The 12,950-nt window shown below is 65.9% G+C and carries 11 protein-coding genes; 5 read left to right on the plus strand and 6 right to left on the minus strand.

Features of this window, described 5'->3' with window-relative positions; all coding sequences use genetic code 11:
- Positions 1–60 precede the first annotated feature (60 nt).
- The 4 genes from ACREB7_RS05545 to ACREB7_RS05560 form a co-directional block, all read right to left on the minus strand.
- Positions 61–708, minus strand: a complete 648-nt coding sequence (locus ACREB7_RS05545; RefSeq protein ID WP_431591292.1) for a carboxymuconolactone decarboxylase family protein — start codon at positions 706–708, stop codon at positions 61–63.
- Positions 709–718: 10 nt separating this feature from the next.
- Positions 719–1,114: a nuclear transport factor 2 family protein gene (locus tag ACREB7_RS05550; protein ID WP_431591293.1), complete on the minus strand. Its 396-nt coding sequence runs from the start codon at positions 1,112–1,114 to the stop codon at positions 719–721.
- A gap of 22 nt (positions 1,115–1,136) precedes the next feature.
- Entirely contained in the window at positions 1,137–2,429 is a 1,293-nt protein-coding gene (locus ACREB7_RS05555; protein ID WP_431591294.1) for a spinster family MFS transporter, read from the minus strand.
- 104 nt (positions 2,430–2,533) lie between these two features.
- Positions 2,534–4,903 carry a TonB-dependent receptor gene (locus ACREB7_RS05560; protein ID WP_431591295.1) on the minus strand — a complete coding sequence of 790 codons (2,370 nt, stop codon included), beginning with the start codon at positions 4,901–4,903 and terminating at the stop codon, positions 2,534–2,536.
- Between the two features lie 128 nt (positions 4,904–5,031).
- Between ACREB7_RS05560 and ACREB7_RS05565 the strand changes: the two genes are divergently transcribed.
- The 4 genes from ACREB7_RS05565 to ACREB7_RS05580 all read left to right on the plus strand — a co-directional run bounded on the left by ACREB7_RS05565 (position 5,032) and on the right by ACREB7_RS05580 (position 9,847).
- Complete coding sequence (locus ACREB7_RS05565; protein WP_431591296.1) at positions 5,032–5,538, plus strand: DUF3237 domain-containing protein; 507 nt, start codon at positions 5,032–5,034, stop codon at positions 5,536–5,538.
- Positions 5,538–6,263: a glutathione binding-like protein gene (locus ACREB7_RS05570; protein ID WP_431591297.1), complete on the plus strand. Its 726-nt coding sequence runs from the start codon at positions 5,538–5,540 to the stop codon at positions 6,261–6,263. The genes ACREB7_RS05565 and ACREB7_RS05570 overlap by 1 nt, the downstream gene beginning before the upstream one ends.
- Before the next feature lie 65 nt (positions 6,264–6,328).
- Complete coding sequence (locus tag ACREB7_RS05575) at positions 6,329–7,882, plus strand: flavin monoamine oxidase family protein (protein ID WP_431591298.1); 1,554 nt, start codon at positions 6,329–6,331, stop codon at positions 7,880–7,882.
- Positions 7,883–8,029: 147 nt separating this feature from the next.
- On the plus strand, positions 8,030–9,847 hold the full coding sequence (locus tag ACREB7_RS05580; RefSeq protein WP_431591299.1) for a DUF885 domain-containing protein: 1,818 nt from the start codon (positions 8,030–8,032) through the stop codon (positions 9,845–9,847).
- 175 nt (positions 9,848–10,022) lie between these two features.
- Here the strand turns inward: ACREB7_RS05580 and ACREB7_RS05585 are convergent, their stop codons facing one another.
- Both ACREB7_RS05585 and ACREB7_RS05590 read right to left on the minus strand, forming a co-directional pair.
- On the minus strand, positions 10,023–10,727 hold the full coding sequence (locus ACREB7_RS05585) for a glutathione S-transferase family protein (protein WP_431591300.1): 705 nt from the start codon (positions 10,725–10,727) through the stop codon (positions 10,023–10,025).
- Between the two features lie 4 nt (positions 10,728–10,731).
- Positions 10,732–11,895, minus strand: a complete 1,164-nt coding sequence (locus tag ACREB7_RS05590; protein WP_431591301.1) for a CaiB/BaiF CoA transferase family protein — start codon at positions 11,893–11,895, stop codon at positions 10,732–10,734.
- A 140-nt stretch (positions 11,896–12,035) separates the two neighbouring features.
- Here ACREB7_RS05590 and ACREB7_RS05595 point away from each other — a divergent pair, with 140 nt between their 5' ends.
- Positions 12,036–12,938: a hydroxymethylglutaryl-CoA lyase gene (locus ACREB7_RS05595; RefSeq protein ID WP_431591302.1), complete on the plus strand. Its 903-nt coding sequence runs from the start codon at positions 12,036–12,038 to the stop codon at positions 12,936–12,938.
- Positions 12,939–12,950 lie beyond the last annotated feature (12 nt).

Here is a 12,950-nt window from a genome sequence, read left to right on the forward strand (position 1 = left end):
GGTCTTCGTATCACGCTCGCCGATAACCGTCAAGTAAATTGACGGTTATCGGCATCGCGCTCATTGGCCCGCGGGACGCGGCGCGCTCAGGAAGTCGGCGGCGCTGAAGCCTTCGGGCGCCGCGACCTCGACGATCGGATCCTCGCGTGCGTCAAATTCCATGCGCAGCGCGCGGGTGATCACCGCGTGCATATCATAGAGGCAGGTGATGTAGGTGAATTCGAATATCTGCTCGTCGTTCCAGAAGGTCTTGAGCTTGTCGAATACCTCGAGCGGCACGCGCCCGCTCGCCTGAGCCAGGCAGTCGGCATAGGCGAGCACGGTGCGTTCCTGCTCATTATAGCAATCGGCCACCTGCCAGTGCGCGATGGCGGCGATCTTCTCGTCGCTGACGCCCAGCCCGCGCAGCGATTTGCAATGCTGCGAGAAAACGAACTGGCTGCCCTTGACCCAGCCGGCGCGCGTCTGGCCCAGCTCGCGCAGCACCGGATCGATCGTGCGTGCCGGGTTGCGATAGACGGCAAAGCCTTTGACCGCATGTTCGAAAATGTCTGGCGACAGCGCGAAGACCGTCCACCAGTCGCCCGGCGTGCCGGTCGCGGTGCCCGGCTCGGTGACCGGGTCGCGGTCGCCGAACAGGCGGTTGTAATAGGCAAGGACGGTCTCGTCGGTAACTTCGGACCGGGGAACCTGGCGCAGGACGGGCATGATTGTCTCCTCAGGCGTTGGCGAATTTGCGGAATGTGGCGACATGGGCGCTGTCGAAATATTCGTCGAGACGGGTAATCTTGCCGCCCGCGACCTTGCAGATGATCGCGCAGGGCAGGCGGACCTCGCCGTCGTCGTGGGTGCGCCGGCCCCTCAGCACATGCTGCTGGACGAACCCGCCGGGAAAGACGGTCAACCGGCGCTCGGCATATTCGCGGTCCTTGATCCGCGCGACCATGCCGGTCAACGTCGCCGCCGTCTGGTCCGGGGTGACGATCAGCTCGTCGGTGTTGTGCCAGATTTCGGCATCGGGGGTGAAGCTGCCCCGCATCGTCGCAATGTCGCCCGCCTCGATCGCGTCGAAGAAGCGCGTCGCCATCGCGCGTATATCGTCCAGCTCGCTCATTGCACTCTCCATCGCCAAATCATCATTGGCCCGCGAAATCCTCGTCCAGATGGCGCGTCATCGCGAACTGGATCGCGCACGCCGCAACCGCGAAGGGAATGAGCGCCATCAATCCCCAGCGCAGGCTTTCGACACCATAAGCGGGCTTCAGCATATCGCTGACGAAACCCACGAACAACGGGCCCAGGCCCAGCCCGATGATGTTGAACATCAGCATCAGGATCGACGTCGCGGTGGCGCGCGCGCGCGGCGGGGTCAGGTTCTGGACCAGCGCCAGCGACGGCGCGATGTAAAAGGTGCAGGCGGTCAGCGGCACCACCATCAGCGCCAGCACTGCGGGCCAGCCGTCGATCATCAGCGCGGCGATCAGCGACGGGATCAGGATCGCGGTGGCGATCGCGGGAACGCGGCCATAGGCGCGCGGCGAGGTGCGCGACAGCCGCGCCACCAGCCATCCGCCGCCCAGCGTCCCCGCAGCGAAGGTGATGCCCGCCACCGGCGCGAACCAGGTCCCCATCGCGGCGAGCGGCATGCCCTGCACGCGCATCAGATAGGCCGGGATCCAGTTGAGCATCCCATAGCTCACGAAAGCGGCGAAGGCGGTCGCCGGCAGCACCAGCATCAGCGAGCGGCGCTCGCCGAACAGCGCCAGCGCGCGGGCGAAGGGGACGGCGTCGTCGGTCGCGCCCTTGTCCATCTGGCCGCGCGCCGGCTCGCGCACCAGCCAGATCAACAGCGGCCCGACGACGATGCCGATCGCGCCGATCAGCAGGAAGGCATTGCGCCAGCCGATCGCCGACGCGGCCCAGGCGCCGAAGGCTGCGCCCACGAACACGCCGAACGGGCCGTTGCAGGTGAACAGCGCCATGATGATCGGACGCCGCTCGGGCGGATAATAATCGGCGAGTACCGACACCGACGGCGCGGTGCCCCCGGCTTCGCCCGCCCCGACCCCGAAGCGCATCAGCGCGAGCTGCCAGAAATTGGACACCAGCCCGCACGCCGCGGTGAAGCCGCTCCACACGATGCAGGCGATGCCGACCAGTTTGACGCGGTTCCAGCGGTCGGCGAGGATCGCCACTGGCACGCCCATGCCCGCATAGAAAAGCGCGAAGGCGAGGCCGGTCAGCAGTCCGAACTGGGTGTCGCTGAGCGCGATGTCGGCGCGGATCGGCTCGATCAGCATCGAGAGCATCTGGCGGTCGATGAAGTTGATCGTGCCGACGAGAAACAGCATCGCGAGCGCGACGTTGCGGCGCAGCGTCAGCCCGCTGTCGGGCGCGGCGGCGCCTTGGAGGGTGGTGGCCTCAGTCATAACACTCCCCGAAAGGCGCCGATTCCGGGCAGCCGTCCATATTCAAAGCGGTCGGTCGTTCCGCATCGCGAGGCCGCCGGACCGTGAGGCCCGGCGGCCCGCCATCAGAAACTCGCGCCGAGCGTCAGGCCAAAGGTGCGCGGCGCATTGTAGAAGCGCTGGGTGAAGAATTGTGCGGTCGGGGTCAGCGCCGCGACATAGGTCTTGTTGGTCAGATTCTTGCCCCAGACCATCGCGCGGAAGCGTCCGTCTTCGCTTTCCCAGCCGATCGACCCGTCGATCAGGGTGAAATCGCCGGTCTTGCCCGCCAGATCGTTGGCGACGGTCGAATAATAGGTGCTGCGATAGAGCAGTGCGGCGCGCAGGTTGATCGTCCCGGCGCTGCCCAGCGGCACGCTATAGTCGGCCGACAAATTGGTCTGCCACTTGGGTGCGCGGACCAGTTTCTTCCCCGTATGATCGACATCGACCAGATAGGTGCCGTTGGGCAGCCGGGTAACGCCGCCGCAGGTCGAGGTCGGCGGGGTCGCAAAGGCTGACGGACCGTCGATGTCGGCGCAGAAGTCGGTATATTTGGCGTCGAGATAGCCGACATTCGCCGACAGGCGGAAATTCTGCGTCGGCTTCAGCGTCGCTTCGAGTTCGAGCCCCTTGGTGGTCGCCGACCCGATGTTGAGCTGCGCGGTTTCCTGCCCCGATGCGACATTGGGGTTGGGGAAGAAGACGCCGAATTCGAGTTGCTTGAACTTGGTGACGAAGCCGGTGAGGTTGAGGCGCAGGAGCCGGTCGAAGAAATCGCCCTTGAACCCCGCCTCGAACAGGTTGGCGGTATTGTCCTGCGTCGGGCCCGCCGTGCTCGTCGTCGCCGACCGCGCGCCGAAACCGCCGCCCTTATACCCCTGGCTGAAACCGGCATAGACCATGACGTCGTCGGTCAGGCGATAATCGAGCCCGGCCTTGAAGGTCATGCGGTCGCGGTTGTAGTCGAGCTTGAACGCCTTGCCCGCGGCCAGGTTGGTGTTGGCGATCGCCTCCATCTCGGCGAGCGACCGCACGAACGAACGCGACGAAAAGCGCGAAGGGCTGATCAGAACCCCGGTGGGGTCGCGGAAATAATCCTTCGATTCCCAGCTCTGCCGGACCCCCAGCGTGATGTTCAGCCGGTCGGTGATGCCATAGATCGCCTGCGCGAACAGCGCCTTGGCGGTGTTGTCCTGCGTGACGAAATCCTCACTGCCGAAGTTGAGGGTCGGCGCCAGCAGCACCGGCAGCGTCGGAAACGCCTGCGCCAGCTCGAAGCTCTGCTTGAGGAAATAGCCGCCGAACACCAGGTTCAGGCGCGACAGCGCGTCGGTGCGGTCCGAGAAATCCGACTGCAGGCGCAATTCCTGACTGAACTGGCGATGCGATTGCAGGCGGAAGGTCGGGAAGAAAAAGACTTCCGACTGATCGAAATCGCTGTCGTTGAAATCGTCGGTCTCGATGTAACCGGTGATCGATTTCGCCTGCCACGACCCCATGTCGAGCCCGATATTGCTGATCAGACCGAGCTGGTCGGTGTCGTGATCAGCCGGGAAGTCGCGCCCGATCGTATAGGGGCCGTCGTTCGGCTCTTCAAAGCGGAAGACCTGCCACAGCAACTGGTTGCGGTTCGGCGCCGCGTCGCCGCCCGGCGCGCTCGACCGGTCGCGCAGCAGGAAGGCCTTCAGGTTGATGTCGAGATTGTCGGTCGGGGTGAAGACCACCGTGCCGCGCAGCGTCAGCCGGTCCTGCCCGCCGACCTTCTTGCCATTGAAACGGTTGGTGAAATAACCGTCATAGGTTTCCTTGTTCAGCACCAGACGGACCGCCAGCGTGTCCTCGATCAGCGGCATGTTGACGGCGGCGCGCGCGTCCATGCGGCCATAATTGCCCACGGTCACCTCGGCCTGCACACCCCAGTCGCGGCCGGGGTTCTTGGTATAGGCGGCGATGCCGCCCGCCAGCGAGTTCTTGCCGAACGACGTGCCCTGCGGACCGCGCAGCACTTCGATGCGGTCGAGGTCGAAGGTGTCGAGCATCGTCGCAACGGGGCGCGTCACATAGACGCCGTCGATCGAGACGCCGACCGGGCTTTCCTCGGTCGATTCGATCCCCTGCGCGCCCAGCCCGCGAATGAAGATCGCCGCCGAGTTGGAAAAGGTCGCGACCGGCTGGATGCTGATGTTGGGGGTCGACGGCGCCAGGTCGGTGATGTCGCGGGCGGCGATCCGGGTCAGCGTCTCTTCGCCAAAGGCCGAGATCGCCTGCGGCACGTCCTGCAGCGATTCATTGCGGAAACGGGCGGTGACGATGATCTCCTCGGAGCCCGCATCGTCCGGCGCATCGCTCGTGTCGGCCGGCGCCGCGCTGTCCTGCGCGCTGGCCGGAGCCGCCAGGGCCAGCATGGCGGCCGACGCGACGCCAGACAGCAGAATCCGGTTACGAATATTCATCTTCACCCTCCCTTTGCGTATCGAAGCTGGCGGTTCCGGAAACGGCATCCGGTCCGTCAATCTGATTGACCCTTAGTATACTAATCGTTTTATGCTTGTCCAGTGTTTCGCAATCGGGAGTCGGAAGAATGGAGCAGGAAAATATCGCGGGCGCTGCGGCGCCGCTGGCCAGCCGTCCGCTGTGTACGGTGGAGTTCGAGGTCGGGGGCGGCATCTTCGGAATCGGCGCCTCGCCGTTCGGCGAACAGCGCATCGGCTATATCAGCGGAGGGCGTTTTTTCGGGCCCCGAATCAACGGGATCGTGCTTCCCGGCGGCGGCAACTGGTCGCGCGGCGGCCGGCTCGGATCGGGCGAAGCCGTCGGCACCTTTGATGCCCGCGCGGTGTGGCAGACCGACGACGGCGCGCTCATCTCGCTCAGTTACACCGGCCGCACGATGGTCCCCGACGATGTCCGCGCCCTGTTCGCCGATCCCGCCGCGCCGCCGGTCGACGCGTCGCGCTATTATCTGCGAATCGCCCCGGTGTTCGAAACCGCCAGCCCCAAATATGACTGGCTTAACGGCCTGCTCGCAGTCGGGGTCGGCACCCGCACCGACTTCGGGGTGCGCCATCAGATCCACGAGATCCTCTGATGATCGACCTCCATTATGCGGCGACGCCGAACGGGCAAAAGATCGCGATCATGCTGGAGGAGATCGGCGCCGATTATCGCGTCCTCCCCTATGATATCTTCAACGGCGACCAGCTCACCCCCGAATTTGGCCGCATCAACCCGAACCACCGCCTGCCGGCGATCGTTGACCAAGCGCCCGGGGATGGCGGCGATCCGGTCACCGTCTTCGAATCGGGTGCGATCCTCCAATATCTCGCCGAAAAGAGCGGGCGCTTCCTTGCCGCTGCTGGCGCCGCGCGCGCCGCGACGCTGTCCTGGCTGACCTGGCAGGTCGCGGGGCTCGGCCCGATGGGCGGGCAGGCGAGCCATTTCCTGCGCTATGCGCCCGCCGGACAGGATTATGCGACCCGGCGCTACACCAACGAAGTCACCCGCCTGCTCACCGTCCTCGAAAAGCGGCTGGAGAAAAGCGCCTATGTCGCGGGTGAGGAATATAGCATCGCCGACATGGCGATCTGGCCCGGCCGCGCCTCGGCCTTCGTCATGGGCATGGGCCTCGACGACTGGCCCGCGACGCGCAGCTGGTTCGAACGCATCGGCGAGCGTCCCGCCGTGGCCCGGGCGATGGCGCGCGACGATCTGAAGGCGCCCGCCAAATATGTCGGTCGCCACCAGAAACTCGACGCGGCCGAATGGTCGAACATGTTCGGCGATGCGAACCAGGCGGCGGTGACACGCGACTGAAGGCGCGTCGCGCCGCGCGGCGAGCCGTGCTACACCGACTCCGGGTGCGACAGGGGAGGTGACCGATGCGGGGTTCCGGACCATTATGGGGGCTGCTCAACGCGGCGCGGCTGGCCAATCTGGCCGATGACGGCGCGCCGCCGCCCATTGCCGTTTCGCAGGGGGTCACCCGCCGCCGTGTCCTCGCCGCGCTCGGCGCCACCGCCGCGCTGCCACTCGCCGGCTGCTTTGCGCCATCCTCGGACGCGTCCGGCACCCGCGTCGCGATCATCGGCGGCGGCCTCGCCGGCCTGACCGCGCTCGATGCGCTCGCCGCCGCCGGGGTCGATGCGCATCTCTACGAAGCGCGCGGCCGCCTCGGCGGGCGCGTGTTGACCACCGATTTTTTTCCGGGGCTGAACATCGAGGATGGCGGCAACCTCATCAACACCGACCACGCCGATATGCTCGCCCTGGCCAAGCGCTTCGCCATCCCGCTGATCGACCGCAAGCCGATGGCGGCGCACAACCGCTATGTTGCCGACGACCGCCTGCTCGGCGATGCCGAACTGATCGACGACCTGCGCGCGATCGCGGCGCAGATCGGCAAGGATGCCGCCGCGCTCGACGCCGATTATGAAAAAGTGGCGCCCGCGCTCGACGCCCTGTCGGTCACCGCCTATCTCGACCAATATGCCGCGCTGATGAAGCCGCATGTCCGCGCTTTCCTCGAAGCGACGATCCGCACCGAATTTGGCGCCGAACCGGGGCAGGCGTCCGCCATCGAACTGCTGTTCAACCTGCCGGTCGTCGACGGCAAGCAGGCCGAGCTGATTTCGCTCAGCGACGAGCGTTTCATCCTGACCGGCGGCTCGTCGAGCGTGGTCAGGGCGCTGTCCGAACCGCTGATGCCCAAAATCTCGACCGGCCATGCGCTGGTGTCGATCGCGCAGGGCAAGGACGGGCTCGACCTTAAATTCGCCAATGGCAAGACCGATCGCGTCGACCGCGTCATCGTCACCGTGCCGGCGCCGCTGATGCGCACGATCGACTATGGCGGGCTGCTGTCGGCCGAATGGGCGGCGCTGGTCGCCGAGATCGACAGCGGCCGCAACGACAAGATCAACGCCAGCTATGCGATGCGCGTCTGGGAGGACAAGACCGGTCCGGCGGGTGCCGCCTGGGCGGTCGACACCAGGGGCCCCGGCGTCTTTTCCGAATTTTGGGACGCCAGTTCGGGCCAGCCAGGCGAGGCCGGTGTGCTGACCTGGTTCTTCGGTGGCGATCAGGTCGATGCGCTGCACGAAGGCCATGTACCCAGCATCCTCGCCAGCGCAGAACGCGCCATTGCGCCCGCCGTCCCGCGTCTCCGCGCGACCAGCATGCGCCGCACCGCCTGGGTCAAGGATCCCTTCGCGCGCGGCGCCTATTCGACCTTCAAGCCCGGCCAGCTCACCCGCTTCGCCCCGCATTTCTGGCTCGAGGAAGACGGCAAGGCCACGCAGCAGGCGGTCGCGGGGCCGATCGTCTTTGCCGGCGAGCATCTGTCCGATGCCTTCCCCGGCTATATGAACGGCGGCGCGCAGACGGGACGGCTGGCGGCGGCGGCGATCTTGGCCAGTGTCAGGGCAACCGCCTGATCATACCCGGCCCGCGACGACGCCTCCTTCCTCGGAAAAGGTCGTGCAAAAACGGACGGCCCCGCCCGGAGTCAGAAAAAAACATCGATGCGATTGATTAGTTCAAGCGGCTGCGCGACAAAAGCCTATCCCTTTTAGGAGACTCTCATGCGCCTCGCCCTGGCACTCTTGCTGACGTCCGCCCTTCCGCTCACGCCGCTGACCGCCCCCGCGCTTGCGCAATCCGTACCCGCCCAGGCGCAAACGCAGGACGCGGCGCTGCTGCAGTTTCTCGACCGGGCCTTCGACGAACGCGTCGCGCTGCAGCCCGAAACGCAGACGCAGCTCGGCTTCAAGACCGACTACGGGCGCCTCGACGATTATACCGATGCCGCTGCGGTACGGGAACAGGAGCTGTTCGAGCGTCAGCTGAAAGAGATGCACGCGCGGTTCCGCCCCGAGCGGCTGAGTGAAAGCGCCCGCGTCAGCTATCGCCTGTTCGAATATGACGTCGAGCGCCGCCGCGAATCCTTCGCCTTCCGCAAATTGCGCTTCCCGGTGACCACGAACGGCAGCCCCGGCGGCGATATCCCCGTGCTGCTGATCAACAATCACAAGATCGACACCGTCGCCGATGCCGAGGCCTATATTGCGCGGCTGCGTGATACCAACCGCGTGATGAAGGAGGTCGCGGCGACGATGCGCGAGCAGGCCGCAGCGGGCATCATTCCCAACAAGGTCAATTTCGCGCCCGCGCGCGCCGATGCGCAAAAGGTCCTCGTCGGTGCGCCGTTCGATGCGGGCCCCGATTCGACGCTGCTCGCCGATTTCCGCAAAAAGGTCGATGCGCTCGATGCACCGGTGGCGGTGAAGCAGAAGCTGATCGCCGACGCGAGCGCGGCGCTGACCGGCCCCTTCCGCAATGGCTATGACGTGCTGATCGCCGCCATCGACGAAATCGAACCGCTGTCGAAGGGAAATTTCGGCGTCTGGAACCTGCCGAACGGCGACGCTTATTATGCGGACCGGCTGAAAGGCTCGACGACCACCGATCTCACCGCCGACCAGATCCACGACCTCGGCCTGAAACAGGTCGCGGCGATCCGCGAGGAGATGGAGGGCATCAAGCGCGAGGTCGGGTTCGACGGCACGCTCGAACAGTTTTTCGACCATATTCGCACCGACCCGCAGTTCAAATATCCCAATACCGATGCGGGCCGCGAGGAATATCTGAAGGATGCGCGCGGGGTGATTGCCGCCGCGATGGCGGCGGCGCCGCGCTATTTCAGCGTCTTGCCCAAGGCGGCGCTGGAGGTGCGCGCGGTCGAAAAATGGCGCGAGGCGACCGCTTCGACCGCCTTTTACAATCCGCCGTCGGCCGACGGATCGCGGCCCGGCATCTATTATGTGAACCTCGTCGACATGAACCAGACGCAGAAGGTGCAGGTCGCCGGCATCGCCGCCCATGAAGGCGCGCCCGGCCATCATTTCCAGATCGCGCGCCAGCAGGAACTGGTCGGCATCCCGAAGTTCCGCAAGTTCGGCGGCTACGGCGCTTATATGGAAGGTTGGGGACTCTATTCGGAGCGGCTGGCGAACGAAATGGGCGTCTACAAGACCCCCTATGACCGCTTCGGCATGTTGTCGCTGCAGGTGTGGCGCGCCATCCGGCTGGTGCTCGACACCGGCATCCATTCGAAAAAATGGACGCGCGAACAGGCCATCGCCTATTTCAAGGCGAACAGCTCGGTGTCGGACACCGACATCGCGCGCGAGGTCGATCGCTATTTCAACTGGCCGGGACAGGCGACGAGCTACATGGTCGGCCAGCTCAAGATCGCCGAACTGCGCGCGAAGGCCGAGCGCGAGCTGGGACCGAAATTCGATATCCGTGAATTTCACGAAGCGGTGCTGAGCGAAGGCGCACTGCCGCTCGACGTGCTGGTGGAACAGGTCGACCGCTATATCGCGGCGAAAAAGGGGTAACGGGCGGCGGGTATCGGGCGGGGGCAAACCGCCATATAAATCCCGTTCGTGTCGAGCGCAGTCGAGACACGTGAAAGCGTGCACGACCTCGACGTGTCTCGACTGCGCTCGACACGAACGGAAATAGAGGATGGTCGGGAAACACCCCCCGGAACCGGCGCCGCCCTCGCCCCCGTCACCGCTGCGCGTGCTGCCGATCGCCCCACAGGATCGCGCGATGCTCATCGGTAAAACCGGTCAGCCCGCCCTCGATCGTTTCCGCGCGCGCGACGCCGACCGTCATCCCTTCGGCGACGGCGGGTCGCTCCATCATCGCCGCACCCCAGCGGGCGACGTTCGGAAAACGTCCGCCCTTCTCGGTCAACTGCCGCCGCAGGAAGGGCAGGGTGGCCATGTCGGCGATCGTATACTCCTCGCCCGCCAGCCACGCCGCTTCGTCCAGCCTTTGGTCGAGCACCCTCATCAACCGGTCGACCTCGCGCGAATAGCGCTCGATGGCATATTCGTGGCGGTCCTTGGCATAATGGCTGAAATGCGCCTCCTGCCCGAACATCGGCCCGATGCCCGACACCTGGAACATCAGCCATTGCCAGCAGATCGCGCGCTTGGCCGGGTCGGTCGGCAGGAAACGTCCGCTCTTCTCGGCCAGATAGAGCAGGATCGCCCCCGTCTCCCACAGGACAAGGCGCTCGCCGCCCGGGCCGTCCTCGTCGACGATCACCGGCGTCTTGTTGTTCGGGTTGAGCGCGAGGAATGCGGGGGTCAGCTGGTCGCCCGCGAGAATGTCGACATAGTCCAGCCGCCAGGCGAAGCCCATTTCGAGCAAGGCGATCGCGATCTTGCGCGCATTGGGCGTCGCGCCGCCATGGAGCGTGATCATCGCCTCAAGCCTCCCGGCCGAGCCATCGTTTCAGCACGTCGTTCGTGTCCTGCCCGACTTCCAGCGGGGCAGGGCGCCGCACGCTGCCCGGGGTTCCCGACATCTTCGGGAACACCCCCTGCATTGTGATTTCGCCCAGTTCGTCGTCGGCGACCGTCACCAGCGCCTCGCGCGCCGCGAAATGCGGGTCGGCCATCATATCCTCGGCATCGAAGACGCGGCCGGCGGGCACCGCCGCCTCGACCATCTTGGCTTCGAGCTCGGCGATCGTCAGCGTTTTTGTCCATTCGCCGATCAGCGCGTCGAGTTCCTCCTGCCGCGCCCCGCGCGCGCGGTGCGTCGCGTAACGCTCGTCGCTCGCCAGTTCGGGACGCCCCATCGCGGCGGCGAGCCGCGCGAAAACGCCGTCCTGGTTCGCGCCGATCAGATATTCGCCGTCGCGGCACGGATAGACGTTCGACGGCGCGATCGCGGGCAGGGTCGATCCGGTCCGCCGCCGCTTCGTGCCGCTCGCCGAATAGTCCGACACCGTCGATTCCATCACCTGCAGCACCGCCTCGTACAGCGCCGAATCGACGATCTGTCCTTCGCCGGTCTGGCTGCGATGATGCAGCGCCGCGAGCGCGCCCAGGCAGCCATAGGTCGCGGCCAATGTGTCGCCGATCGACACCCCCATGCGCGCCGGCGGCAGTTCGGGATAACCGACGATGCCGCGCCATCCGCCCATCGCCTCGCCGATGCCGCCAAAACCCGCGCGCGACGAATAGGGGCCGGTCTGGCCATAGCCCGACACCCGCACGACGATCAGCCCGGGGTTGGTCCGGCGCAGCTCCTGGGGGGCGAGGTTCCATTTCTCGAGCGTCCCGGGGCGGAAATTCTCGATCAATATGTCGGCCTTGGCGATCAGCTCGCGCGCCAGCTGCTGGCCTTCTTCGCTGCGCAGGTCGACCGCGACCGAATATTTGTTGCGCGCGATGACGCGCCACCAGCTGGGTTTGTCGCCCTGACCCCAGTTGCGCATCTGGTCGCCGCCGCCCGGCGGCTCGAGCTTGACGATCTCGGCGCCCATGTCGCCGAGCAGCTGGCCGCAGAAGGGGCCGGCGATCAGCTGCCCCATCTCGACGACCTTCAATCCTTCCAGCGCGCCCGCGCTCCCCGCTTCCGTCATAACATTCCCTTCGGGCGTCTCTTTGGCCTAGAAAGGGGCCGCGTACGGCCCGCTCACCTCATCCCTGTGGCCATGATATACTTAGAATGCTATGCAATTATCAACTGCAATCTCGGATATGCGTGAAGATAGGCAAAATCGTGAAGCGAAACAGCATCGAAATCGTCGAAGTCGGCCCCCGCGACGGCCTGCAGAATGAAGCCGTTACCGTCGCCACCGCCGACAAGCTCGCGCTGATCACCCGCGCCATCGGTTATGGCGCGCGCCGCATCGAGGTGACCAGCTTCGTCAACCCGAAAAAGGTCCCGCAACTCGCCGACGCCGAGCAATTGGTGGCGCAGCTCCCCGACCGCGACGACGTCACTTATGTGGGCCTCGTCCTCAACCGCCGCGGCGCCGAACGCGCCATCGCGACGGGGCGCATCGACGAACTCGGCGCGGTATGCGTGACCAGCGACAGCTTCGGCATCCGCAACCAGGGCCAGACCTCCGACGAATCGCTCGCGGCGGCGATGGAGATCGTCGTCCTCGCCAAAGCCGCAGGGCGCAGCGGCCAGATCACCATCGCCACCGCTTTCGGCTGTCCCTTCGAGGGCGAAATCGCGATCGACCGCGTCGTCGAAATGGCCAAGCGTGCGGCCGATGCCAATCCGCGCGAAATCGCGCTCGCCGACACGATCGGCGTCGGTGTCCCCTCGCAAGTCGCCGAGATGGTCGGCCGCGTCCGCGACGCCGTCGGCGGCCTCCCGGTCCGCGCCCATTTCCACAACACGCGCAATACGGGCCTCGCCAATGTCTGGGCGGCGGTGGCCGAAGGCGCCGCCACGATCGACGCCTCGCTCGGCGGCCTCGGCGGCTGCCCCTTCGCGCCCGGCGCGGCGGGCAATGTTCCGACCGAGGACGTCGTCTATATGCTCGAACGCGGCGGCGTGACGACGGGACTGGCGTTGCCCGGCATCGTCGAGGCCGCGACCTGGTTCACCGACGTCATGGGCCGTCCCTTGCCGGCGATGGTCAGCAAGGCGCCGGCGTTTCCGGCATGACGCTTGGGGGGG

This window comes from Sphingopyxis sp., assembly GCF_050725615.1.
GTDB lineage: Bacteria > Pseudomonadota > Alphaproteobacteria > Sphingomonadales > Sphingomonadaceae > Sphingopyxis.